Consider the following 25,833-nt stretch of genomic DNA (forward strand, 5'->3'; position numbering starts at 1 on the left):
GCAATGTGCGGTGCAGCTCGGGCTTTATCACGCCTGTTTTCATCCATACCGCTCAGTCTGCCTACGCCCTTGCATTTTCCCCGAAAATGTGGTATAATATATTGTTACGGGACTGTCCCGCGCCAAGGAATACACGGCATTTATTTTTGGCAGGGTCCAATTGGCAGAGCACGGCATCAAACAGCACATCGTACAGGAGGTCATGAAAATGAGCTTTTCACCAAAGGAGATACTGAAATTCGTCGAAGAAAACGACGTAAAGTTCATAAGGCTCACATTCTGTGATATATTCGGCAATCTCAAAAACGTAGCCATAATGCCCAACGAGCTCGAGAGGGCATTTTCGAGCGGCATACCGTTCGACGCGTCGGGCTTTGCGGAGCACTGTTCCGACCTGCTCCTCGTGCCTGATATATCGACGCTGTCGGTACTTCCGTGGCGTCCCAAGTCAGGGCGTGTCGTCCGCTTTTTCTGCGGGCTCAAGACCATAGACGGCAGCGACTACGTCGGCGATATCCGCAGCGACCTTATCAGCACGATGAACGAGCTGCGCCTTGACGGCTACTCCTGTGAAATGGGAACGAAGTGCGAGTTCTACCTGTTCGAGCTCGACGCGAAGGGAGAGCCGACGAAGATACCGCACGACAACGGCGGCTATCTTGACGTAGCGCCGCTTGACAAGTGCGAGAACGCAAGGCGCGAGATATGCCTTTCGCTGGAAGAAATGGGACTCAGCCCGAAGAGCTCCTGCCACAAGCACGGACCCGCACAGAACGAGATAGAGTTCCGCGAGAACGAGCCTGTCACCGCAGCAGACGACATGGCGCACTACAAGACGGTAGTAAAGTCGATAGCGGCGCAGAACGGGCTTTTTGCCTCGTTCATGCCGAAGCCGCTGAGCAACGAGCACGGCAGTGCGCTGAGCATATCCATAAGCCTGAAAAAGAACGGCGAGTACATATTTGACGGCAAGCCCGAGGATATGTCCCGCGAGGGCAAGTGCTTCATATCGGGCGTTCTCAGCCGTATCCGCGAGATAACGGCATTCCTGAACTCCACCACTAATTCCTACAAGCGCTTCGGCATGGGCTATGCGCCGAAGTACGTGGACTGGTCATCTGAGAACCGCTCCCAGCTTATACGCATACCGAGGGCAGTGGGAGTCTCCCCGCGCATAGAGCTGCGCTCGGCAGACGCCGCCTGCAACCCCTATATCGCGTTCAAGCTGATACTTGCGGCAGGCATGGAGGGCATACGCACAGGCGACTGCTCGCTCATGGACTGCACGATGAAAGGCGACACGCCCGCGGGCTTCGAGCAGCTTCCGATGTCACTCGCAGAGGCTGTATCCGTAGCGGAAAGCAGTGAATTCGTAAAGCGCACGCTCCCCGAGGAGATATGCAGCAGCATACTCACGCGGCTGAAGACTCAGATACAGGAGTACAATCTTGCGAAGGACAAGGACGAATTTGAAGAAAAGGCATACTTTATGTACCTGTAAACGGAGCGGAATATGAACAGAGCAATGATAATCTCAGCCGACAGTCAGGAAGCCGCGCTCATCGAAGAGACGGTGCAGATAGAGGGCTTCGGCTCGGTAGCGGTGATAACGGGAGGCAGCGAAGCGCGGCGGCTGATAGGCGGCGAAGCATCGCCCGACCTCATCATAATATGCACCCCGCTGCAAGACGAATTCGGACAGGAGCTTGCCGAAACAGCGGCAGAGGAGACATCCGCGGGGATAATCTTTGTCTGTCACGGTGAGATAGCGGACGAGCTTGCGGACAGGCTCTCGGACTACGGAGTGATAGTAGTCGCGCGCCCCCTGAGCCGTGAGACGCTGAGCCGTGATATACGGCTTCTGAGCGCGAATCTGAGCCGTATGTCGGGACTGAAAGAGAGCCCCGAGGTATTGGGGAGGATAGAGGAGATACGAGTGATAAACCGCGCTAAATCGGTGCTGATGAAGTATCTGAAATTCACCGAACCGCAGGCACACAGGTACATAGAGAAGCAGGCGATGAACAACAGGCAAACGCGGCGCGAGGTCGCAGAGCACATAATCTCGCAGTACGACCTGTAGCGGCAGCGCTAACCTGACTGTTACCCCCCCGCATAGGACCCGAGCGCCGATAGGTATCGGCGCTTTTTGCAGTCAGACGAAGAAAGGAGCGGTCATGAAAAAGCTGTATTTCGCGCTTGCAGCGGTGTTTTTCGCGCTGAGCTGCGCGGTGACATTCACTCTGCACTATAACGCATACCGTGCTTACAATGTCCCCTCCCTCGCCGCCGAGGACGTAAGCTGTCCCGCAGACGCCGACAAGCTGATGATAGTAGCCCACCCCGACGACGAGACTCTGTGGGGCGGAGCGCATCTTCTTGACGGCGGCTGGCTGGTAGTGTCGCTGACGCACGGCTCGGACGCAGTACGCTCGGCGGAATTCCGCGAGGCAGTCACCGCAGGCGGCAACACCCCGCTCATGCTCGACTACCCCGACAAAGTCAACCTCCGCCGCGACGGCTGGGACGAGGTCAGCGACGGGATAGAAGCCGATATCACGAAGCTTCTGGAGCTCCGCAGCTGGCAGACCGTTGCCACGCACAACCCCGCGGGCGAGTACGGCCACATCCACCACAAGCTGACGAGCGCTCTTGTGACCGAAGCCTTCGCCTCCCACGGCAGCGGCACGCTGTACTATTTCGGAGCCTACCACTCGGCGAAGCGCCTGCCCGAATACGCGGGAGAGCTGACCCCCGTCGCGGAGGAGAGCCTTGCCCGAAAGCGCGGGATATGCAGCCTGTACCGCTCGCAGAAGCGCACCATAAACAAACTGTCGCATATGCTCCCCTACGAGGAATGGGAGGAGGCTGAGCTGCCGTGAAGCACCGCAAGCCCGATATCCTCGCACTCGGAGGGATAATGCTTCTGACGCTGGTGATAATGGCGAGCTGTCTCACGGGCGGCACTGTCTACGGCTCGCAGGACGACTGGGCATCCCAGCACTACGCCATCCCCGAGTATTTCCGAACGCTTTTCCGCGCAACGCACGGGATTTTCCCGTCTTACGCCCCGAATATAGGCGGCGGCGAGAACATATACGCGCTGTCGTACTACGGGCTTTACTCGCCCGTGATAATGCTGTCGTACCTTCTGCCGTTCGTCCCGATGAGCTATTATATAATGGTGACGAGCGTACTCTCGGCGCTCATTTCCGAGGCGCTGCTGTACGTCTTTTTCCGCCGCAGGCACGGCACCGCCGTTACCGCCTGTACCACGCTGTTTTTCGCACTTTCGGTACCGCTGATAGTCAACACTCACAGACAGGTGATGTTCACGGGCTATATGCCTTTTCTGCTGATGTCTATGCTGAGTACGGACAGCTTCTTCCGCCGCGGAAGGAAAGCGCCGCTGATACTGTGGGCGTTCCTGATGATAATGTACAACTACTACTTCGCGGTGTCAGCGCTTGCGGCACTCGCGTGTTACGGAGCATACATCGTCATTTCCGAAGACGGCGCGAAGCTCCGCGGAATGGCGAAGCGCTATATACCGTTCGCGGGAGCTCTCACCGTCAGCGTGCTGATGTCAGCGGTGCTCCTGCTCCCGACGGCGCACGTCCTAATCAGCGGACGCAGCGGAGACGCAGCCGTCACCGTACAAGACCTTCTGCCGACGGTGCGCTTCGACCGCCTCACCTACTTCGGCTACACCATGGGACTATCCGCATTCGGCGTATTCGCGGCGATATACAGCCTTTTCTGCGGCAGACGCGGCAGCCGCTTCATCGCAGTCATCGTGCTGCTGACGGCGACCTGTCCCGCAGTGCTCTACCTCCTGAACGGCACGCTCTACGCCGACCCGAAAGTGCTGTTCGCATTTCTGCCGCTCGCGCTGATACCCGCCGCGGAGCTGCTCGAGCGCCTATTCTCCGCGGAGAGCAGCAGCCTCCCGCGGCATATCCTCGCGGTATTCGCAGTGAGCTCGGCGATATCGGCGGTCTGCTGCAAATTCAGCGTATTCATACTCGCCTATCTTGCCGACGCGGCGGTGTTCATGCTCGGAGCGTATCTGCTCCGCAGGTCGGGGAAAAAAGGCTTTGTCAGCCTGTTTTTCGTGATACCGCTTGCCGCGTGCATCTGCGGCAGCAGATACGACAAGCTGCAAACCGCCGAGAGCTTCCGCAATGTCAACTCCCCGACGGTCGCGGCGCTCGTCTCCGAGGTCTCGGAGGGGAAAATGGTACGCACGGCGATAGACACGACGCGGCTCTACACCGTGAACAAGGTCTACGCGCCTGACCACTACACCGACACGCTCTACTCCTCGGTACATTCGCAGGACTACAACCGCTACTATCTTTCGGAGATGTACAACGAAAACGAGTACCGCAACTCTGCGCTGACGACGCGCTCGCGGAACATCCTCTTCAGCAGCCGCATGGGCAACAGGTACTATATCTCCCGCGAGGACGTCAGCTTCTGCGGACTTGAGCTCCTCCGCGAGACACCCGACGGCTATCGCCTGTATGAGAACAAAAACGCCTTCCCGCTGATATGGACGGGCTCGCCCTTGATGAGTCTGCGGCAGTACAAAAGCCTCGATTATCCGCAGAATATCGAGGCTCTGATGAAGTATACGATAGTGCCCGATGAGCTCCCCGACGCCGAATTCACGCCCGCAATGGTCAGGACAGATATAGGCGACATCTTCGACCTCTCCGCCTGCGAAGACGTCAGCGGCGGGTACGAGACAGAGCTTTCCGACGGTATCAGGCGCATTCGTCCCGACGGCGGCGCGCTGACCTACAAGTACGAGCTCCCTGAAAAAGTGTGCGGGAAGATACTGCTCCTGCGCTTCCGTGTCGGCGAAGAGACGCCGCAGAGCAGCTTCAGCTGGGAGCGCAGCGGAGATGTCCGCATACGGATAAACGGCGTAAAGAACACACTGACGAACCCCGCGTGGAAGTATCACAACGGCAACGACCTCTTCGAGTACGTGCTCTCCGACCTCTCGGACGAGCTGACGATAGAGCTCACGGGCAGGGAGCTCACGCTCTCCGAGCTGACCGCCTACACCTTAGAGCCTGAGTACCTCGACGGGCTCACGGAGGGGATGACCGCATTCGAGCCCGATATATCGCGGACAGGCGGCGACGTCATATGCGGCAGGCTCTCCGCAGCGGAGGACGGCTTTGCGAATACGGGCTTCATATGGCAGGAGGGCTTCACAGTTCTCGCAGACGGTGAGGAGGTCGCTCCCGTAAAGACGGACACAGCCTTCCTCGGATTCCCGATAAAGGCAGGCGAACACGAGATAGAGATACGCTTCACGGCGCCGCTGCTCGGGCTCGGCAAGCTCATTTCCGCGCTCGGAGCGCTGCTTTTCCTCACAGCCGCGTTATTTGATATAAAAAGCCGTATAATCCGCAGGTAAGCTCACATACTATCGCAAAGGAGATGATAGTATGAACATTACACCGCAGGCATACGGCGAGATGAGCAGAAGCGCCTCTCCGCGCTCGAATGTTCGGGTAAACACAGCAGTGGCGTTTCTCACGGGCGGAGCTATCTGCGCTGTCGGACAGATAATACGTATGTTTATGGAGGCAGCGGGAGCCGACGCCGAAACAGCCTCTCTCTGGACATCGGTCACGCTTATTATCGCAAGCTCCGTGATGACGGGGCTCGGCTGGTATCAGCGGCTCGCAAAGCACGCAGGCGCGGGCACTCTTGTGCCTATCACGGGCTTTTCCAATGCGATAAGCTCTTCGGCGATAGAGGCACGCTCCGAGGGTCTCATCCTCGGCGTGGGTACAAAGATATTCACCATTGCGGGACCCGTTATCCTCTACGGCTCGGCGGCGGCATTCGTGTACGGGCTGCTGTACTACATCGTCACCCGATAGTCTCGCAGACCGATACCACGTATTTTCCGCCGCGCAGGATATACTGACGGAAGCGGAATCCCTCCTCGGTACAGATTATCCGACCGTCAGCAAAGCTGAATCCGACGGAGCTCATCGGGTAGGACAGTCCTCTGCCCACAGCCTTAACGAAGGCTTCCTTGAGCGTCCAGATGCGAAAAAACAGGAGACCGCGCTCGCTCTCGGGAGCGGCTTCAAGGAGCTCCTGCTCCTCGGGAGCAAAGACCCTCCGCACCACATTCGGGCGGTACTCACGAACCTTCTCGCAGTCGATACCGCACTCATGCGCGGAAACGATACAGGCGGCGATGCCGTCAGCGTGAGAGAGGTTGAAGCGTACATCGGGACGTTCCGCGAGGTAGGGCTTGCCGTGCTCCCCGAGCGAGAGCATATCCTCGGAATAGGCTATATTATAAGGTTTAAGGCACTCTCTGAGCAGCTTATGCGCGTGGGAGTGCTGTTCTTTTTTATCGAGCTGTATCAATGATATCATCAGCATTTTCATCACCGCTTATATTATACCACGTCTTTGCACCGCAGGCAACATTATTACAAATGTAACACCGAAAGTGACCTATGACACCTTACAAAGTATCCCCGAACGTGGTATGATATATTCGGAAAAGGAGATGATACTATGGATAAAAGGATACCTCAGCAGATGAAGATAGCATATGCGCTTGTATTCTTACCTGTGGCGATACTGGTCCTGTGGTGCATTTATGCTGCGATATTCGGCTATAATTATGACTTCATCTCCAGCCTCGGAAACAGCAAGCTCTACTACGGCTCAGACGGCATAAACGCGGTGCTTGACGCGTTCGTGATGTGCCTTATCTTAACTCCGCCGATGTGGATATCCGCCGTAATATGGGCAATAGCGAGCCTCCACCTCGCCGCGAGGACCATATCCTACATAAAAACTCGGGATTTCGATATGTCGCAGCGTTCACAGGATATTTTCACAGTAGCAGTCGTGATAATGAACGTATTTTTCATATTTGGCATATTAAGGGTACTCTGAAAGGAAGTGTTACTATGAAAAAGATACGAATCCCCCGCCCTTCAGACTGGGCAAACGTAATGCTTGCAGTATCGTTTATAGGCGCTGTTTTCAGCGGATTCTGCTCATATTGTCTGCTCAGCAACTACTACAATGCCCTGGCCAAACACTACCACACCAGAATAGAAGAAATCTCGCACGATATAGAAAGCTGGATCGAAAACTGCCTTACAGGCTCAGTCGTCGGAATTATCGCTGCGGCGTTCCTTGGCTATATCGTTATCTACCTGTTATGGTACATCGGCTATCTCATAACAAGAGAAAATTAAAAGGTCTACCCAAAATCAACTTCTCCTTTCCTGTAGAACAGGCTCTCCGATGTCGGGGAGCTTGTTTTGTTAAAATATAAAAATATGTAAAGTGTGCTTGACAAAGAATGTAAAGCGTGCTATACTTTATTGTAAAGTAAGCTTTACTTTATTGTAAAGCAAACTTTACTTCAAAGGAGGAATAATCTATGATGGATCTCATTAACGGCGCTCTCCCGTGGGTGTCACTCGCAGTTGCTTTGGCGATTATTTTAACTTATTCTGACTTGGCTCGAAAACACAATAAGGAGAAAAATAATGAAGAATAAGATACAGGAGATGCGCAAAGCCCGAAGAGTCACTCAGCAAGAGCTTGCCGACGCTCTTTCCGTCACGCGGCAGACTATAATCTCCCTCGAAAACGGGAAATATAACGCTTCTCTGGTCCTCGCACACAAGGCTGCTCAGTTTTTCTTCGTTCCTATCGAAGAGCTCTTCATCTTCGAGGATGACGAGAATATCGACATTGCAGAAGCTCTGCTGAACAGCCCTGCTTTCAGAAAGAACTGACCTCTCGGCACTGTTCGCATTTTTTCACTCGTACTGAACTAAAGGAGAATTATTATGGAAGATTTCAGAAAAAAGTTAAAAATACGCTCGACTGTACTGTTGATTATTTGCTGCTTGGCACCTGCACTTTACATCGCACTCCGGCTTATTACAAAAGGAGCGAGCGACTTCGCTCAGGGACTCTCTATGGGCTTACTTACAAGCATTGAAGTTTGCTCGATAATAGGGCTGGTAGAAGCACTCGTCCTTCTCCGCAATGAGAAAAGTCTCAAGGAGAAGTACATCGCGGTGACAGACGAGCGCAACAAGGCTATCGAGAAGGAAACTGCCTTGAAATTCCTGCCCGTTTCCACCTATGGTATCGGCTTTGCGGCTGTTGCGGCGGGCTTCTTCGATATCAAGATATGTATAACACTGACTGCTGTGATGCTGTTCAATCTGCTGGTGTTTCTTGCGCTGAAAGCATACTATATGAAGAAAATGTAAAACCTCATAACAAAAAACTCCCCGATACCTGTTCGTATCGGGGAGAATTTTTATATCCGTTTGTGTACGCGAAAACGTGTTACAGCTTAGTCGTTTCCGTAGAGAGTTGTGAGACGTGTAAGGTAATCGTAACGATCCTTTGCGTTCTCAACTGCTGCGTTGAAGAGCTTCTCTGCTCTCTCGGGGTTGGAGCGAGCAAGTGAGTTGTAACGAACCTCACCCATGAGGAAGTTCTTGTACTCGTCTACGTTAGGAGCCTTGGAATCGAGAATGAAGGGATTCTTGCCTTCCTTCTTGAGGTCGGGGTTGTATCTGTAGAGGTGCCAGTAACCAGCCTCTACTGCCTTCTTCTCCTCAGCCTGAGCTGTTGCCATACCTGTCTTGATACCGTGGTTGATACAAGGAGCATAGCAGATAACGATGGAAGGTCCGTCGTATGCCTCAGCCTCGGCAAATGCCTTGATGCACTGGTTCATGTTTGCGCCCATTGCAACGTGTGCAACGTATACGTAGCCGTAGCTCATTGCGATGCCTGCGAGGTCCTTCTTCTTAACGACCTTACCTGCTGCTGCGAACTGTGCGATAGCACCTGTAGGTGTGGACTTGGATGCCTGTCCGCCTGTATTTGAGTAAACCTCTGTATCGAATACGAGGATATTTACGTTCTTGCCCTGTGCGATAACGTGGTCGAGACCGCCGAAGCCGATATCATATGCCCAGCCGTCGCCGCCGAAGATCCACTGTGACTTCTTGGAGAGGTAGTCCTTCTCAGCAAGGATAGCCTTGCTCTCTTCACAGCCGCAAGCCTCAAGAGCTGCTACGAGTGCGTCTGTAGCGTCTGCATTTGCTGCGCCGTCCTCGTATGTCTCAAGGTACTTAGCGATAGCTGCCTTTACGTCAGCATTGTCTGTCTTCTCGTTGAGTGCGAGCACCTTGTCTGTTACTCTCTTGCGGAGTGTCTGAGTTGCAAGGTACATACCGTAACCGAACTCAGCGTTGTCCTCGAAGAGTGAGTTGCTCCATGCAGGACCTCTGCCCTTCTTGTTTACCGTGTAAGGTGTGGAAGGTGCTGAGCCGCCCCAGATAGATGAGCAGCCTGTTGCGTTGGCGATCATCATTCTGTCGCCGAAGAGCTGTGTTACGAGCTTAGCGTAAGGTGTCTCGCCGCAGCCTGCGCAAGCGCCCGAGAATTCGAGGAGGGGCTGTCTGAACTGCGAGCCCTTTACTGTATCAGCCTTGAACTTAGCTGCTACTTCGGGCTTCTCGTCGATAGTTACGCCGTAGTTGAATACTTCCTGCTGATCCATCTGAGATGCGATGGGCTCCATTGTAAGAGCGCTCTCCTTTGCGGGACATACGTTAGCACATACGCCGCAGCCTGTACAGTCAAGAGTTGAAACTGTCATCACGAACTTGAGGTCGCCGAGGGCGGGCTTGAAGTCAGCAGACTTTGTCTGTGCGGGTGCCTTTGCGAGCTCATCAGCTGTCATAGCAACAGGTCTGATTACAGCGTGAGGACAAACATATGCACACTGGTTGCACTGGATGCACTTGGAAGCGTCCCAAGAAGGAACCTTTACTGCGATACCGCGCTTCTCGAATGCAGCAGAGCCCTGCGGGAATGTACCGTCTGCTCTGTCTACGAATGTGGAAACGGGAAGCTTGTCGCCCTTCTGAGCGTTGCAGGGGATCTGGATATTGTTTACGAAATCCTGAAGCTCCTTGTTCGCGCAGGTAACAGGGGGCATACCCATCTGTGTATCTGCACAGTTCTTCCACTCGGCAGGTACGTCTACCTTGACGATGTTCTGGTGACCTGCGTCGATAGCGTTCCAGTTCTTCTCAACAACGTCCTGACCCTTCTTGCTGTAGGATGCCTCAGCAGCAGCCTTCATGTACTTGAGGGCGTCCTCAAAGGGGATGATGTTTGCAAGCTTGAAGAATGCAGACTGGAGGATAGTATTGATGCGTGTACCCATTCCTGTCTCTTCACCGAGCTTTACGCCGTTGATGATGTAGAAGTTGATATTGTTCTCTGCGATGTATCTCTTTACCTGACCTGGGAGGTTCTTATCCAGCTCGTCAACGCTCCAGATGGTGTTGAGGAGGAATGTTCCGCCGGGCTTGATGTCGGATACCATATCGTACTTGTCGATGTAGCTCTGGTTGTGGCAGGCTACGAAGTCTGCCTTGTTGATGAGGTAGGTCGACTTGATAGGTGTCTTGCCGAAGCGGAGGTGTGAGATAGTTACACCGCCCGACTTCTTGGAGTCGTATGCGAAATAAGCCTGAGCGTAGAGGTCGGTATGGTCGCCGATGATCTTGATGGAGTTCTTGTTTGCACCAACGGTACCGTCGGAACCAAGACCCCAGAACTTACAAGCTGTTGTGCCTGCGGGAGCTGTATCAGGATTCTCCTCGAGGGGCAGAGACAGATTTGTTACATCATCGTTGATACCGATAGTAAATCTGGGCTTTGTTGTGTTCTTGAATACAGCGATGATCTGTGCGGGAACTGTGTCCTTGGAGCCGAGACCGTAACGTCCTGTGAATACGGGGACATCGTTGAACTTTGTGCCCTTGAGAGCTGCTACTACGTCGAGGTAGAGAGGCTCGCCGAGTGAGCCGGGCTCCTTTGTTCTGTCGAGAACGGAAATTCTCTTTACGCTGTCAGGGATAACTTCAACGAGCTTCTCAGCTACGAAAGGTCTGTAAAGACGAACCTTGACGAGACCGTACTTGCCGCCGTTTGCGTTGAGGTAGTCGATAGTCTCTTCGATAGTCTCGTTTACAGAGCCCATTGCTACGATGATGTGCTCAGCGTCTGCTGCACCGTAGTAGTTGAAGAGCTTGTAATCTGTACCGATGAGGTCATTTATCTTGTTCATGTAGTCCTCTACGATTGCGGGAAGTGCATCGTAGTACTTGTTGCAAGCCTCGCGAGCCTGGAAGAATACGTCGGGGTTCTCAGCAGAGCCGCGGAGTACAGGTCTCTCGGGGTGGAGAGCGCCGTCTCTGAATCTCTGTGCTGCTTCCTTGTCGAGGAGGTCATAGAGTGTAGCATCGTCCCATGTCTCGATCTTCTGGATCTCGTGTGATGTACGGAAACCGTCGAAGAAGTGGAGGAAAGGCACTCTGCCCTTTATTGTTGAAAGGTGAGCAACTGCACCGAGGTCCATTACTTCCTGTGCAGAGCCCGAGCAAAGCATTGCATAGCCCGTCTGACGGCAAGCGTAGATATCGGAGTGGTCACCGAAAATGTTAAGTGCGTGTGAGGATACGCAGCGTGCAGATACGTGTATTACGTTGGGGAGAAGCTCGCCTGCGATCTTGTACATATTCGGGATCATCAGGAGAAGTCCCTGTGAAGCTGTGTATGTTGTTGTAAGAGCACCTGCTGAAAGTGAGCCGTGTACCGTACCTGCGGCACCTGCCTCGGACTGCATCTCAGCTACGGTTACAGGCTGTCCGAAAAGATTCTTCTTGTCCTTTGCAGACCAGCTGTCTGTCACCTCTGCCATTACGGACGAGGGAGTGATGGGGTAGATAGCGGCTACATCGGTAAAGGGATATGATACCCAAGCAGCAGCGTTGTTACCGTCCATGGTTTTCATTTTTCTTTTGATTGCCATTTGGAATGACCTCCTGTAAAATTTTTTTCAGGGGTTATGAGCGTTCTTGCAGTCCACCGTCTGCAAAAGCGCATATAACTTCACTCCACATTATACCACAAAATCATACCTTTGTAAACCTCTTTTTTCTTCCGAATCAAATTTAAGTCACATTGACCAAAAAATAACACACTCTCTCACCACTTTGCACAAACATCTCGGCAGGGCGCTTTACGTGCGCCCGAAACGTTACGCCATATCTGCGGGCGAGCGGAACTCGCCCCTACAGAATCTTGCCGCAAATTGGTCTGGCAGGACGGGACGTCGTGGACGCCGTCCCCTACATTACGTTACAGGTGATATGTACGTATATTTGCGGGCGGTCGAGGATGCCCGCCCCTACGGTATTCCGTCGATTCATACCGTGTCCGATATTCGCCCCTACACAGCGTTGCCGCGGGATATTGCATAAGCAGGGCAAAAAAATAAACCCGACGTTTCCGTCGGGTTTTGAAGATGAGATAAAAAGAAAAATATGTGTAGAACAAAAGAAAGGAGACAACAAAACGAGTGATAAATAATTCATAATTATTTAATCACTGTAGTTATTATACCGCAATTCTGACTTTTCGTCAAGAGAATTCCTCAAAAAAACATTTTTGCTTCGGATTTTTTGGCATTATGACCAATTATACAGTTCTCGCTTACGGCAACATATACAATACAATCTGTGCTTTTCTCTGATTTGTATCGTACAGGCTTGCATTCATTGTGTCCGTTCGGGCAGATGCTTACATCAGCTCGCAGACAAGATTCGAGAACTCGACGGGATTGTCTATCGGCATTCCCTCTATCATAAGTGCCTGAGTGTAAAGCAGTTTCGCATACTTCGTCAGCTTGTCCTTGTCGCCTGCCTCGGCTATCGCTTTCAGCTTGCCGTATATCTCGTGCTCGGGGTTTATTTCAAGCACGCGCTGTGCGTGTACCTGCTGGTCGGTAGGCATGGAGTTCAGCACTTTCTCCATTTCAAGCGTTATCTCGCCCTCGCTGGTGAGGCATACGGGGTGGGATTTGAGCCTCTGCGAGAGGACTACCTTCGTTACCTTGCCGTCAAGCGCTTCACCGAGCTCCTTGAGCATATCCGCGCTCTCCTCTTCCTTAGCCTTGAGCTCCTCCTTCTTCTCGGGGGTCTCGAGTCCGAGGTCGTCCGCTGATACGTTCTTGAACTCTTTGTCCTTGTACTTGGCTATCACCTTTATCGCGAATTCGTCGATGCTGTCCGTGAGGTAGAGTATCTCGAAGCCGTTGTCCTTTACAAGCTCTGTCTGCGGGAGCTGCTCTATGCGGGCAACGCTCTCGCCTGTCGCGTAGTAGATGTACTTCTGCTCCTCACGCATACCCGTCACGTACTCATCAAGTGTGACGAGCTTGTTGTCCTTCGAGGAAGTGAACAGAAGCAGGTCTTGCAGCTTGTCCTTGTTCATGCCGAACTCGCTGTATACACCGTACTTCACCTGCATTCCGAACGCCTTCCAGAACTCCTCGTACTTCTCACGCTCGTTTTTCAGCATCTTCTTCAGCTCGGAGCTTATCGTCTTTTCAATGCTCTTTGCTATCACTTTGAGCTGGCGGTCGTGCTGGAGCATCTCACGCGAGATGTTCAGTGAGAGGTCTTCGCTGTCGACAAGTCCCTTCACAAAGCTGAAATAATCAGGCAGGAGGTCTGCGCACTTGTCCATTATCAGCACGCCGTTCGAGTAGAGCTGCAAGCCCTTCTCATACTCCTTCGAGTAGTAGTCAAACGGCGCTTTCGACGGGATATAGAGCAGAGCATTGTAGCTCGGCATACCCTCGTTCTTGACGTGGGCGTACTTCAGAGGCTCGTTGTAATCGTAGAATTTCTCGGTGTAGAAGTGCTTGTAGTCCTCTTCTTTCAGCTCGGACTTGCTCTTCTTCCACAGCGGCACCATGCTGTTGAGTGTCTCTACCTCAATGTAGTCCTCATACTCTACGGGTTTGTTGGCTGCCTTGTCCTCCTCGGTCTGCTCCTTCGGTCGGCTGTGCTGCACCTTCATCTTGATGGGGAAGCGGATGTAGTCCGAATACTTCTTGATGAGCCCCTTTATGCGGTACTCGTCAAGGAATTCGCCGTACTTCTCGTCGTCGGTGTCGTCGAGCATTTCGAGGATTATCACTGTGCCGACGGTGTCCTTGTCGTCCTCGGTGATAGTATAACCGTCTACGCCCTCGCTCTCCCAGCGATATGCCTTGTCGCTGCCGTATGCCTTCGAGATGACAGTTACCTTCTTCGCTACCATAAATGCCGAATAGAAGCCTACGCCGAACTGTCCGATTATCTGGTTGTCCTCTTCGAGCTTGTTCTCGCTCTTGAACTTGAACGAGCCGCTGTTTGCGATAGTACCGAGGTTGTTTTCGAGCTCTTCCTCTGTCATGCCGATGCCGTTATCGGTTATTTTGAGCGTGCGTGCCTCTTTGTCGGTGTCTATCCATATCGCGAAGTCGTCCTTGTTCAGTCCGACCTTGTCGTCGGTCAGCGACTTGAAGTAAAGCTTGTCTATCGCGTCGCTCGCATTCGAGATAAGCTCGCGCAGGAATATCTCCTTGTGCGTGTATATCGAGTGTATCATCATTTCGAGCAGGCGCTTTGACTCCGCCTTGAACTGTTTTGTGCCCATTATGAACATCTCCTTTTAGAAGTATAAGATTTACATTTGTATTAGCACTCTCTGTGTTCGAGTGCTAAATATAGTATAGTCCTTTTCTGACCGTAAGTCAAGTCTGTGCAGGATTGTTTACAATTTGTTCATATTTGTGCCGCGGACTCTCTGTTATTGACAACATCCGACAAAAATGCTATCATTAGCTTGTCGGCTTCTTCCGTCAGGAAGGAGGTGTATACCATGCAATACATAATATCCTTTGTAACGGCTGTCGTGGCTCGCTTAGTCGGTGACTGTGTGAGCAAGTGGTTAGACAGACACCTGAAGTCCGACAAATAGCCCAAAAAGAACCCCCGAGAGTTGCCGCTCTCGGGGGTTCGTTTCGTGTGTAACCATGCACACAATATCCTTTGTGGTTATATATAGTATAACACTATGAAGAGACTTTGTCAAGTGCTTTTTCGCGCTTACTTCTTGTTGATGACTCTTACGCGGATAACGCCGTCTACTGCGTTTATCTTGCCCTCAACAGATGCGGGTACCTCGCCTGTTACATCAAGCATTGTGTATGCAAAGTCGCCCTTGCTCGCGTTTGCCATGTTCTCGATGTTGATGCCCTCGTTGCCGACTGCTGTTGTGATAGATGCGATGGTTGTCGGCACGTTCTTGTGGATAACGCAGATCTTCGTGTCTGTGCTGTCCATCGAGAGGTTCGGGTAGTTTACGCTGTTTCTTATGTTGCCGTTCTCGAGGTAGTCGATGAGCTCCTCGGCTGCCATAACTGCACAGTTGTCCTCGCTCTCGGGAGTTGATGCTCCGAGGTGGGGAAGTACGATGACATTCTCGGCTCCGAGAACGATATCGTCAGCGAAGTCTGTTACGTACTTGGCTACCTTGCCGTCTGCTATTGCCTTTACTACTGCCTCGCTGTTGATGAGCTCGCCTCTTGCGAGGTTGATGAGACGTACGCCGTCCTTCATCATTGCTATCTGCTCAGCGTCGATAGTGTTCTTTGTCTGAGGAGTATAAGGCATATGGATTGTGATGTAGTCGCTGTTCTTGTAGATGTCGTTGATGTCCTTTACTACCTGTACGGAGGGCTCGAGGTGGAGAGCTGCGCCTACAGAGAGGTAGGGGTCGTAGCCGATGACCTTCATTCCGAGTGCCTCTGCTGCGTTCGCTATCTTGCCGCCGATTGCGCCGAGTCCGATGATACCGAGGGTCTTGCCTGCTATCTCGGGGCCTGCAAACTTGCTCTTGCCGCTCTCAACTGTCTTGGGGGCGTCCTCTGTGCCCTTCAGTGAAGCGGACCACTGTGCAGCCTCTACTATCTTTCTCGAAGCAAGAAGAAGTGCGCAGATGGCAAGCTCCTTTACTGCGTTGGAGTTTGCGCCCGGGGTATTGAATACGCAGATGCCCTCCTGTGCGCAGCGGTCAACGGGAATGTTGTTCACGCCTGCTCCTGCACGCGCGATAGCTATGAGCTTATCGCCGAATGTCATGTCGTGCATCTTTGCCGAGCGCACCATGATAGCGTCGGGGTTTGCGGGAGCGTCTGCGATTGCGTACTTGCTCTTGTCGAAAACGTCCGTGCCGACAGACGATATCTTATTGAGTGTCTGTATGTTGAACATTGTCATTACCTCTTTCTGTATTATTGTAGGGGCTGCGTTTCGCCGCCCGTAAATTCGTAATTCGTAATTCGTAATGCGTAATTATAATTCGGAATTCGGAAAGCGGAATTCGGAATTATTTGTATCGCCTGACGGTGATGGATTGGTGGGACGCCGAGGGCGGCGTCCCCTACAGAATATAGCCGCGGGTTTGTCGTGATATCGGCGGGCGGATGATATCCGCCCCTACATCTGAGCTCTGAACTTATGAGTTCTCTTCCTCGAACTTCTTCATGAATGCTACGAGCTTCTCTACGCCCTCGATAGGCATTGCATTATAGATAGACGCACGCATTCCGCCGACTGTTCTGTGTCCCTTGAGGTTCTCGAAGCCTGCTGCCTTCGACTCGGCTACGAACTTCTTGTCAAGCTCCTCATCGCCAGTGATGAAGGGTACGTTCATAAGGCTTCTGTCCTTCTTCTCAACTGTGCCCTTGAACATCTTGCTGCTGTCAAGGAAATCGTAGAGTATCTTTGCCTTCTTCTCGTTGTGAGCCTTCATAGCCTCGAGGCCGCCCATCTTCTTTATCCACTTGAATACCTTGCCGCATACATAGATGCCGTAGCACGGAGGTGTGTTGTAGAGGCTCTCGTTCTCTGCCTGTATCTTCCAGTTCATCATCGTAGGCGTGATCGAAAGTGCGGGGCCGTCTGCGATGAGGTCATCGCGCACGATGATTATCTGTACGCCCGAAGGTCCTACGTTCTTCTGTACGCCGCCGTAGATAACGCCGTACTTCGTTACGTCAACAGGCTCGGAGAGGAAGCAGGAGCTTACATCGGCTACGAGCTCGTGGCCCTTGGTGTTGGGGAGTTCCCAGAACTTCGTTCCGTAGATAGTGTTGTTCTCGCAGATGTATACGTAGTCAACGTCCTCGGGTATGTCGAGGTCGGAGCAGTCGGGGATATAGGAGAAGGTCTTGTCGGCAGAGGATGCGACTCTTACTACTTCGCCGTACTTCTCAGCCTCCTGTGCAGCCTTCTTTGCCCACTGGCCTGTGATGATGTATGCTGCCTTGCCCTTCTTCATCAGGTTCATCGGTACGCCTGCGAATATGAGCGACGCGCCGCCCTGTGCAAAGATGACCTTGTAGTTGTCGGGGATATTCATAAGGTCGCGGAGGTCCTTCTCTGCTTCCTTGATTATCTCGTCATAAACCTTGGAACGGTGCGACATCTCCATTACGGACATTCCGCAGCCCTTGTAATCCATCATCTCCTCAGCGCACTCCTTGAGCACTTCCTCGGGAAGAACAGCAGGACCTGCACTGAAATTGTAAACTCTGCTCATTGAAAAAACCTCCGTATATATATTAAGTTAGTATTTGCAATACATATCAATTATACACCCATTGACAAAATAAGTCAATATAAATCTTGATTATTTTTGGATATTCACATATATAATAGTATATATCGCTTGGCGTAGGGGCGCCCTTCGGGCGTCCGCAAATCCGCGAATCAGTAGCGGAAAAATTTTGTAGGGGCGGATAGTATCCGCCCCTACGTTTGTCGTATTTATCTTATCTTTGAGCCTACAGGAATAGAATCGTCTACGAAAATCACCTTCACGCCGTCGGGAGTGTCTGCTGCGCATATCATGCCGTTGCTGTCTACTCCCCTCAGCTTTACGGGCTTCAGGTTCGCGATGAGCTGGAGCTTCTTTCCGATAAGGTCCTCGGGCGCGTAATACTGCGCGATGCCCGATACTACCTGTCGTCCGCCCATGCCGTCGTCGAGCTGCAGGCACAGCAGCTTATCCGACTTCTTCACCTTCTCGCACGACACTACCTTCGCTACTCGTATCTCTACCTTCGCAAAGTCGTCTATCGTTATCTCGGGGGCAAGAGTTATGGGCTCTGCGCTCTCCTCGCCCTTCTCCTCTGCGGACAGCTTTGCCTGCGCTGCCTCCATATTCTTCCTGAGGATATCGTTCAGCTCCTCTATCTCCTTGTCTACGTCTATTCTCGGGAAGAGTATCTCTCCCTTGTGGACTGTAACATCTGCGGGAAGTACGCCGAATTTTCCGAGGTTCTCGTACTTCACGTCCTCTGCCGATGCGCCTATCTGCTCCCATACCTTCGGCATTACCGTCGGCATGAACGGCGCAAGCAGTGCCGATGTGATACGGATAGCCTCGAGCAGGTTGTAAAGCACCGCCGCAAGTCTTGCACGCTTGGACTCGTCCTTTCCGAGCTTCCACGGCTCGGTCTCGTCGATGTACTTGTTCGCTCGCGCTACGCCCTCGAATATGGTCTCAAGCGCCTGCTTCAGCTTCGTCTCGTCGATGTATCTGTCGACCTCGGGCAGCAGTCCTGTGATCACTGCCTTGAACTCCTCGTCGAGAGGGGCGCTCTCGCGCTCGGTCGGAAGTGTGCCGCCGAAATACTTGTCAGCCATTGCCACGGTGCGCGAAACAAGGTTGCCGAAGCCGTTCGCAAGGTCGGAATTTATGCGGTTTATCATTATCTCGTTCGAGAAAAGGCTGTCTGCGCCAAGTGCCATTTCACGGAGGATATGGTATCTTATCGCGTCCTGCCCGTATCTCTCGCCCAGCACGAACGGGTCAACGACGTTGCCGAGAGATTTGCTCATCTTCTCGCTCTCACCGTTCTTGCCTGCCATGGTTATCCAGCCGTGTACTGCAAGATGCTTAGGCAGGGGCAGGTCGAGCGCCATGAGCATTGCAGGCCATATAATGGCGTGGAAACGCATGATGTCCTTCGCTACCATGTGAACATCGGCAGGCCAGTATTTCTCAAAATCGTTGTGTGCGGAGTTCTCATAGCCGAGTGCCGTGATGTAGTTCGAGAGCGCATCTATCCACACGTATACCACGTGCTTCTCGTCAAAGGACACGGGTATGCCCCATGTGAACGATGTTCTCGACACGCAGAGGTCTTCAAGCCCAGGCTTGATGAAGTTGTTTACAAGCTCGACTGCTCTCGTCTTCGGGCGGAGATAGTCTGTCTCGAGGAGAAGCTTCTCGATGCGCTCCGCAAACGGCGACATCTTGAAGAAGTATGCCTCCTCCTTCGCGAACTTGACGGGTCTGTGACACTCGGGACAGCAGCCGTTCTCGTCAAGCTGGGACTCCGTCCAGAAGCTCTCGCAGGGCGTACAGTATTTGCCCGAATATTCGCCCTTGTATATATAGCCCTTGTCGTAAAGTGCCTTGAATATATTCTGTACCGCTTCCACATGATAGTCGTCGGTCGTTCTTATATAGCGGTCGTAGGAGATGTTCATATAGCTCCAGAGCTTCTTGAACTTGTCAACGATGACGTCTACGTACTCCTTCGGGGTCACGCCCGATTCCGCCGCCTTCTGCTCTATCTTCAAGCCGTGCTCGTCTGTGCCTGTGAGAAACATTACGTCATACCCCTGCATTCGCTTGTAACGCGCTATCGAATCGCACGCCACCGTCGTGTAGCAGTGACCGATGTGCGGGTCGCCCGATGGATAATAAATGGGGGTGGTGATGTAGAATTTCTTTGACATAATGAATCGCTCCTTTATGATTTATCCTTTTCCCTAATGAGAGGAAAAGGTAAGCAAAATATATTATACCACATATTTGCGGGAAATGCAAGGGCTGGCGTAGGGGCGCATTCCGTGCGCCCGAAAATGCGTAATGCGTAATGCGTAATTATATGTATCCCCTGTCGGCGATGATTTTGAAATGGGACGTCGGGGACGCCGTCCCCTACAGAATGTTACCGCGGGTTTGGCGGAGAAACGGCGGGCGGATAATATCCGCCCCTACTCAAGGTGTCCGCTGACGCGGACATTTCTGAAATAATGTGTAGGGGCGGGCGCCCTCGCCCGCCCGTCAAGCAAACGACAAATTCACGGGACGCCGAGGGCGGCGTCCCCTACAAGTCGTAATCGTCGAGGAAGTGATGGACTGTCCCCTTCTCCTTGTAGGCGATGATGGTACTGAGGTTGACGTTCTCTACACTCCTGAATATGTTCTTCTCGACCTGCGGATTTACCTTTTTCAGCTCCGCGATAAGGTTCTTTACCTCCAGACGCTTCGATTCCGACTGCCCGTTCTCACTGCACGATGAGCAGTTCTCCGTGAACTTGCACGCGCACTGTATGAAGTACAGGTCGTTGTAGTCGCGCCAGTGCTTGATGTCTGCCTCGCGTACCAAGTACAGCGGGCGTATCAGCTCCATGCCCTCGAAGTTCGTGCTGTGGAGCTTCGGCATCATCGTCTGAACCTGTCCGCCGTACAGCATCCCCATCAGTATCGTCTCGATAACGTCGTCAAAATGATGTCCGAGCGCTATCTTGTTGCAGCCCAGTTCCTTCGCTTTGCTGTACAGATACCCTCGCCTCATCCTCGCGCAGATGTAGCAAGGGTTCTTCTCAATGTGGAACACCGAATCGAATATCGTCGACTCGAATATCTGCACCGGTATCGACATCGACTCCGCGTTCCGCTCTATAATTCGCCGATTCTCGGGACTGTAGCCCGGGTCCATTACGAGAAATACTACCTCGAACGGGAATTTGTCGTGGCGCTTCAACTCCTGAAACAGCTTCGCCATGAGCATCGAGTCCTTGCCGCCCGATATGCACACCGCTATCCTGTCGTTCGGCTGCACAAGCTCGTACTCGTTTATCGCTTTCGTGAACCTGCACCATATGCTCTTCTTGAACTTCTTGCGCAGGCTCAGCTCCACCTGCTCGGTGAGGCTGCGGTCTGCCATGCGCTCGCGGAGCCACTCGATATAGCCGCCTGCGAGACTGTATGCCTCGTATCCCCTGCTGCGGAGCTCCTCCGCTGCGTCGACGCTCAGCACGCCCGACTTGCAGTACAGCACCAGCTTCTTCTGCGGGAGCTCTGCCTCTGCAAGCTCATTCAGCGGGATATTCACCGCTCCGCCGATGTGTCCGTAGTCGAATGCCGTCGCGTCACGTATATCTATCATTGCAAAGTCGCCGCGGAGCTGTGAAAGCTCCGAAGCCGTTATCTCAATATCCATAGCTCACCTCTCATAATGATCACTACTATTATATCACAATCGAGCTGCTTTGTCCATAACATAACATTTCAGGTATATTCGCGGATTATCGGTCAATAATACTTGCGGAGGTGTTATACGTGAAGAAAAATCTGTTTTCCGATAACAAACAAGGTTCAAAAGGCTTCTATGCCGCTCTCGGTATCAGTGCCGTCATGATCGGCTCTGCCTGCTGGTTCGCATACGGACAGAGCAAAAAGCTCTCGAACGGTCTCACCGCTAAAAACAGCGTCTCGGAGCCCGAGGCTCCCGTCAACAAGCGCGCTTACAATGTGCCAAAGACTACCGCCGCCGCGAGAACTGCCGCTCCCGTACGTACTGCCGCTTCGTTCACAACTGTGACCGTCACGACCGCTCCCGCGGCTACTCTGCCTGCGGCTGCAATTGACGCAGGCGAGCCCGTCGAGGAAGTCCCCGCGGCTGCGGCAAAGCTTTCCGACGTTAAGCCCCCGCTCGACGACATCAGCTTTATGATAACTCCGTTCTCGGGGAGCGAACTCGTTCGCAATGAGACTACGGGCTCGTGGCAGACACACAACGGCACCGACTTCGCCGCAGACGTGGGCGCGGAGGTCTACGCCGTCGCGGGCGGTGAGGTCACGGATGTCAAAAATGACCCCGTCTGGGGCGTGACTGTCACTGTCGACCATATGAACGGCTATGTTACGCGGTACTGCGGGCTCTCGCAGGCACTGAGCGTCCAGAAGGGCGATAAGCTCTCGGGCGGCGACCTCATCGGTACCCTCGGCAATACCGCCGACATCGAGAGCGCTCTTACCCCTCACCTGCACCTGGAAATGCTCCACAACGGCTCCTATATCGACCCCATGAGCGAATTGACGTGAGTGTTTCGGGACGGGAGATTTGCGGGCGGATGATATCCGCCCCCCTACATTATTTCAAATTCTGTATCCAAAAGCAAAAACGGACGCGATCGCGTCCGTTTATCTTTTAGGCAACACCGCACAAAGCCCGCCTGAAGGCTTTGTACGGTATTGCCTTTACAGTTTTGCAAGCTTTCCAAAGCTATCCTTCAGTGCGGGGTATATCTCGCGGTAAAGCTGATAATATCTCTCGTATTCCGCTACGTTCGCTGCGTTCGGGGACTGCACTTTGTCCGTGCGCACTATCGCTCCGCACGCCTCCTGCACGCTGCTGTAAAGTCCCGCTCCCACGCTCGCGAGGATAGCCGCTCCGAGGGCGGGTCCCTCCTTGGAGGCAGACGTCTTGACCTCGCAGTTGTACAGGTCCGCAAGCATCGAACGCCACAGCGGCGATGTGCCTCCGCCTCCGCAAGCCGTCATGTCACTGACGCTCACGTTCATCTCGCGGAAGACCTCCACGCAGTCACGGAGCGAATAGCTCACGCCCTCCATTACCGCCCGAAGCATATCCCTGCGCGTGTGTATCGCCGAAAGTCCGAAGAAAACGCCCCTCGCATCGGGGTCGAGGTGAGGCGTGCGCTCGCCCATGAGATACGGCAGATAGAGCAGCCTGTTCGCTCCTATCGGCACGCTCTCCGCTGCCTTGTCCATGAGGTGATACTCGTCCTCGCCCATGAGCCGCGCGGTCTCTTTCTCAGCCATGCAGAAGTTGTCGCGGAACCACTTCAGCGACAAGCCTGCGCCCTGCGTTACGCCCATTACGTGCCACGCGTTCGGTACCGCCGCGCAGCAGGTGTGTACCCTGCCCTGCTTGTCTATGGATATCTCGGAGGTGTGCGCGAATACTACTCCCGATGTGCCTATCGTTGTGAACGCTTTGCCGTCCTCAACGACTCCCGTGCCGACCGCGGCAGCCGCGTTGTCGCCCGCGCCGCCGACTACGACCGTGCCCTCGCATAAGCCGAGCTCGTCAGCCATCGCCTTCGTCAGCGTGCCTGTGACTTCGCAGGATTCGTACACCTGTCCGAGCCAGCTGCGGTCTATCTCAAACGCGCTGAGCAGCTCGTCCGACCACTGCCTCTTCGGGACGTCGAGAAGCTGCATTCCCGACGCGTCGCTGACCTCCGTTGCGTACTCGCCCGTGAGTATCAAGCGGAGATAGTCCTTCGGGAGAAGTATGTGCGCCACGCGGCTGTATATCTCGGGTTCGTTGTTCTTCACCCACAGTATCTTCGCCGCCGTCCAGCCCGTCAGTGCGGGATTTGCCGTTATCTCCACGAGCCTGCCGCGTCCGACCGTGCGGTTCATCTCGTCAACCTCCGCTGAAGTGCGCTGGTCGCACCAGATTATGCTGCGGCGGAGGACGCTGTTGTCGCGGTCGAGCATTACAAGTCCGTGCATTTGTCCCGAAATACCGATGCCCCTGACGTCGTGCCTGCTCACGCCGCTCTTCGCCATTACCGCCTTTATCGTGTCTTTCATCGCGTTTGCCCAGTCCGAGGGCTCCTGCTCGGCATAGCCGTTTTTCGGCTGATACATCGGGTATTCTATCGTCGCGGAGGCTATCACCGCTCCCGCCTCGTCAAACAGGACTGTCTTGGCACCGCTCGTACCGCAGTCCACACCTATTACATATGACATCGCCTGCACCTCCATATATTTTTCATTCGTTTTTTGAATGTCGCTTTAACGCATATCTGACAACGTCCTGCTCGCTGCTGAAGGTCTGCTGCACCGTTACCTGCCCTCTTTCTCCGTAGCCGTAAAAGAACTTGCTGCCGTCCTTCCATATCATCGTGCCTTCATGGTCGCGGTGATAGCCTATCAGAATGCTCCCGTGCGGATAGACTTTGTGTTTCCAGTGCTTTTCGAGTTCATCCAGCGTTTTCACACTCTCCCACGCAGGCGCAGGCGGAGCTTTTATCTTTTTTTAGGTCTGAGCTTGGGCTTTCTCTTTGGTGACATCGTGATACCTCCGACAGATGAATTACTGAAAAACGTCCGAAGCTCCGCCCGAAGGCAGAGTCCGAACGTCGCTTTCAGATATGGTATGTGTGTGATATGTCAGCGCTTACATGCTGAACATGATATTGTTCATGATGGATTCGAGCATTTCCTGTCTGCCGCTGCCGAGCGAATCGGTCACCTCGCCCTTTTCAAGTGCGTACTTCTCAAGCTCCGCAAAGCCGACCTTTCCGTCGATGATGTCCTTGCCTATGCCTGTATTCCACGATGAATAGCGGTCGGCTACAAATCTGTCGATGCGGCCGTCGTCTATCATCTTCTGTGCTATGCGAAGTCCGAGGGCAAAGGTGTCCATGCCCGCGATGTAGCTGTGGAAGATGTCCTCGGGTGTGAACGAGCCGCGGCGTGCCTTGGAGTCAAAGTTGAGTCCGCCGTTAGTGAAGCCGCCTGCCTTCAGCACCTCATACATACACAGTGCCGCGTCGTATACGTTCGTCGGGAACTGGTCGGTGTCCCAGCCGAGGAGAGGGTCTCCCTGATTTGCGTCTATCGAGCCGAAAAAGCCGTTATCACGTGCCACGCGGAGCTCGTGCTGGAAGGTGTGCTGAGCAAGAGTGGCGTGGTTTGCCTCGATGTTCATCCTGAAGTCCTTGTCAAGCCCGTACTTGCGCAGGAAGCCCAGCACCGTCGCTGTGTCGAAGTCGTACTGGTGCTTTGTGGGCTCCTTCGGCTTGGGCTCGATGTAGAAATCGCCCTTGAAGCCGATAGAGCGTCCGTACTCGACCGCCATACGCATAAGTCGTGCCATGTTGTCGAGCTCCAGACCCATGTTCGTGTTCAGCAGGGTCTCATAGCCCTCGCGTCCGCCCCAGAATACATAGCCGTTTCCGCCGAGCTTTACCGTCGCTTCGATAGCCTTCTTTATCTGTGCGGCGGCGTATGCGAATACATCCGCGGAGGGGGACGTTCCCGCGCCGTGCATATACCTCGGGTGGTCGAAGCACTTGGCTGTGCCCCACAGACACTTGATGCCCGTCTCTGCCTGCTTTGCCTTGATGTAGTCCGTTATCTCGTCAAGCTTTGCGTTCGTCTCGGCAAGCGAGCCGTACTCGGGCGAGAGGTCGCGGTCGTGGAAGCAGAAGAAGTCTATCGAGAGTTTGTCCATTATCTCGAATGCCGCATCGACCTTCGCCTTCGCTCTTGCAGCAGGGTCGGATTCGCCCCATGTCTTGTCCGCTGTGCCTACGCCGAACATATCCGTGCCGTCGCCGCCCATGGTGTGCCACCACGAGAGCGCGAAGCGGAGCTGCTCGCGCATGGTCTTGCCGCCGATGACCTCGTCGGGGTCGTAATACTTGAAAGCGAGGGGGTTCGCGGAGTCCCTGCCCTCATATCCTATCTTGCCTATGCCTTTGAAGAATTCGCCCATTTTTTACACTCCTTTTCTGCCTTGCAGCTGCCGTTGCCCTCTGCCCATCCGCGACGGTATAAAACGGGGCGACGCATACATCGTTCCGTTATCTACGTCTGCATAATTACGGGCGATGTAGGCATCGCCCCCTACAAATGGCTTTTTGTTTCTTTAGGGCAATACCGCACAAAGCTTGTGCTGGAGATGCGCCGACAGATTTTTCGTCAGATTGTATAGAAATTTCGCAGGCATACTGACGTATGTCAAGGAATTTCTGTGCAAGA

At 53.4% G+C, this 25,833-nt stretch carries 20 protein-coding genes; 10 read left to right on the forward strand and 10 right to left on the reverse strand.

Annotation, left to right across the window (positions count from 1 at the left end; genetic code table 11):
* Nucleotides 1-208 precede the first annotated feature (208 nt).
* From BMX22_RS10175 to BMX22_RS10195, 5 genes are all read left to right on the forward strand, one after another.
* Nucleotides 209-1,501, forward strand: a complete 1,293-nt coding sequence (locus BMX22_RS10175; RefSeq protein ID WP_143055518.1) for a glutamine synthetase family protein — start codon at nt 209-211, stop codon at nt 1,499-1,501.
* 12 nt (nt 1,502-1,513) lie between these two features.
* Complete coding sequence (locus BMX22_RS10180) at nt 1,514-2,083, forward strand: ANTAR domain-containing response regulator (protein ID WP_074742351.1); 570 nt, start codon at nt 1,514-1,516, stop codon at nt 2,081-2,083.
* Between the two features lie 94 nt (nt 2,084-2,177).
* On the forward strand, nt 2,178-2,882 hold the full coding sequence (locus BMX22_RS10185) for a PIG-L deacetylase family protein (protein WP_074742352.1): 705 nt from the start codon (nt 2,178-2,180) through the stop codon (nt 2,880-2,882).
* Complete coding sequence (locus tag BMX22_RS10190; protein ID WP_074742353.1) at nt 2,879-5,434, forward strand: YfhO family protein; 2,556 nt, start codon at nt 2,879-2,881, stop codon at nt 5,432-5,434. Before BMX22_RS10185 ends, BMX22_RS10190 begins: the two co-directional genes overlap by 4 nt.
* Nucleotides 5,435-5,465: 31 nt before the next feature.
* Nucleotides 5,466-5,906, forward strand: a complete 441-nt coding sequence (locus tag BMX22_RS10195) for a SpoVA/SpoVAEb family sporulation membrane protein (protein ID WP_074742354.1) — start codon at nt 5,466-5,468, stop codon at nt 5,904-5,906.
* On the opposite strand, the gene BMX22_RS10200 is transcribed toward BMX22_RS10195, so the two are convergent.
* Nucleotides 5,896-6,423, reverse strand: coding sequence for a 4'-phosphopantetheinyl transferase family protein (locus BMX22_RS10200; RefSeq protein WP_074742355.1), 528 nt, complete (start codon nt 6,421-6,423; stop codon nt 5,896-5,898). The genes BMX22_RS10195 and BMX22_RS10200 overlap by 11 nt on opposite strands.
* A 138-nt stretch (nt 6,424-6,561) precedes the next feature.
* On the opposite strand from BMX22_RS10200, the gene BMX22_RS10205 reads away from it, so the two are divergent.
* The 4 genes from BMX22_RS10205 (at nt 6,562) to BMX22_RS10220 (ending at nt 8,291) form a co-directional block, all read left to right on the forward strand.
* The gene (locus tag BMX22_RS10205) at nt 6,562-6,948 is read left to right on the forward strand and encodes a hypothetical protein (RefSeq protein ID WP_074742356.1); all 387 of its coding nucleotides are present in this window, start codon (nt 6,562-6,564) and stop codon (nt 6,946-6,948) included.
* Between the two features lie 14 nt (nt 6,949-6,962).
* The gene (locus BMX22_RS10210) at nt 6,963-7,256 is read left to right on the forward strand and encodes a hypothetical protein (RefSeq protein WP_074742357.1); all 294 of its coding nucleotides are present in this window, start codon (nt 6,963-6,965) and stop codon (nt 7,254-7,256) included.
* A gap of 297 nt (nt 7,257-7,553) precedes the next feature.
* Entirely contained in the window at nt 7,554-7,805 is a 252-nt protein-coding gene (locus tag BMX22_RS10215; protein WP_074742358.1) for a helix-turn-helix transcriptional regulator, read from the forward strand.
* A gap of 54 nt (nt 7,806-7,859) precedes the next feature.
* Entirely contained in the window at nt 7,860-8,291 is a 432-nt protein-coding gene (locus BMX22_RS10220; RefSeq protein ID WP_074742359.1) for a hypothetical protein, read from the forward strand.
* An 86-nt stretch (nt 8,292-8,377) separates the two neighbouring features.
* Here BMX22_RS10220 and nifJ read toward each other — a convergent pair whose 3' ends face one another.
* From nifJ to BMX22_RS10250, 6 genes are all read right to left on the reverse strand, one after another.
* Nucleotides 8,378-11,917, reverse strand: coding sequence for a pyruvate:ferredoxin (flavodoxin) oxidoreductase (gene nifJ / locus BMX22_RS10225; RefSeq protein WP_177173017.1), 3,540 nt, complete (start codon nt 11,915-11,917; stop codon nt 8,378-8,380).
* A gap of 776 nt (nt 11,918-12,693) precedes the next feature.
* Complete coding sequence (gene htpG, locus BMX22_RS10230; RefSeq protein ID WP_074742360.1) at nt 12,694-14,598, reverse strand: molecular chaperone HtpG; 1,905 nt, start codon at nt 14,596-14,598, stop codon at nt 12,694-12,696.
* Nucleotides 14,599-15,050: 452 nt separating this feature from the next.
* A complete protein-coding gene (locus BMX22_RS10235; RefSeq protein ID WP_074742361.1) occupies nt 15,051-16,217 on the reverse strand; it encodes a phosphoglycerate dehydrogenase in 1,167 nt (388 codons plus the stop codon).
* A gap of 244 nt (nt 16,218-16,461) precedes the next feature.
* On the reverse strand, nt 16,462-17,547 hold the full coding sequence (serC, locus tag BMX22_RS10240) for a 3-phosphoserine/phosphohydroxythreonine transaminase (RefSeq protein WP_074742362.1): 1,086 nt from the start codon (nt 17,545-17,547) through the stop codon (nt 16,462-16,464).
* Between the two features lie 227 nt (nt 17,548-17,774).
* Complete coding sequence (gene metG / locus BMX22_RS10245; RefSeq protein ID WP_074742363.1) at nt 17,775-19,757, reverse strand: methionine--tRNA ligase; 1,983 nt, start codon at nt 19,755-19,757, stop codon at nt 17,775-17,777.
* 374 nt (nt 19,758-20,131) lie between these two features.
* Nucleotides 20,132-21,250, reverse strand: coding sequence for an ATP-binding protein (locus BMX22_RS10250; protein ID WP_074742364.1), 1,119 nt, complete (start codon nt 21,248-21,250; stop codon nt 20,132-20,134).
* 119 nt (nt 21,251-21,369) lie between these two features.
* Between BMX22_RS10250 and BMX22_RS10255 the strand changes: the two genes are divergently transcribed.
* Nucleotides 21,370-22,134 carry a M23 family metallopeptidase gene (locus BMX22_RS10255; protein ID WP_074742365.1) on the forward strand — a complete coding sequence of 255 codons (765 nt, stop codon included), beginning with the start codon at nt 21,370-21,372 and terminating at the stop codon, nt 22,132-22,134.
* Between the two features lie 156 nt (nt 22,135-22,290).
* Here the strand turns inward: BMX22_RS10255 and xylB are convergent, their stop codons facing one another.
* The 3 genes from xylB to xylA all read right to left on the reverse strand — a co-directional run bounded on the left by xylB (nt 22,291) and on the right by xylA (nt 25,567).
* Nucleotides 22,291-23,814 carry a xylulokinase gene (xylB, locus tag BMX22_RS10260; protein WP_074742366.1) on the reverse strand — a complete coding sequence of 508 codons (1,524 nt, stop codon included), beginning with the start codon at nt 23,812-23,814 and terminating at the stop codon, nt 22,291-22,293.
* A gap of 22 nt (nt 23,815-23,836) precedes the next feature.
* Nucleotides 23,837-24,064, reverse strand: a complete 228-nt coding sequence (locus BMX22_RS10265) for a hypothetical protein (protein ID WP_074742367.1) — start codon at nt 24,062-24,064, stop codon at nt 23,837-23,839.
* A gap of 180 nt (nt 24,065-24,244) precedes the next feature.
* Nucleotides 24,245-25,567: a xylose isomerase gene (xylA, locus tag BMX22_RS10270; RefSeq protein ID WP_074742368.1), complete on the reverse strand. Its 1,323-nt coding sequence runs from the start codon at nt 25,565-25,567 to the stop codon at nt 24,245-24,247.
* Between the last annotated feature and the right edge of the window lie 266 nt (nt 25,568-25,833).

The organism is Ruminococcus sp. YRD2003 (genome assembly GCA_900109435.1).
Lineage (GTDB): Bacteria > Bacillota > Clostridia > Oscillospirales > Ruminococcaceae > Ruminococcus > Ruminococcus flavefaciens_G.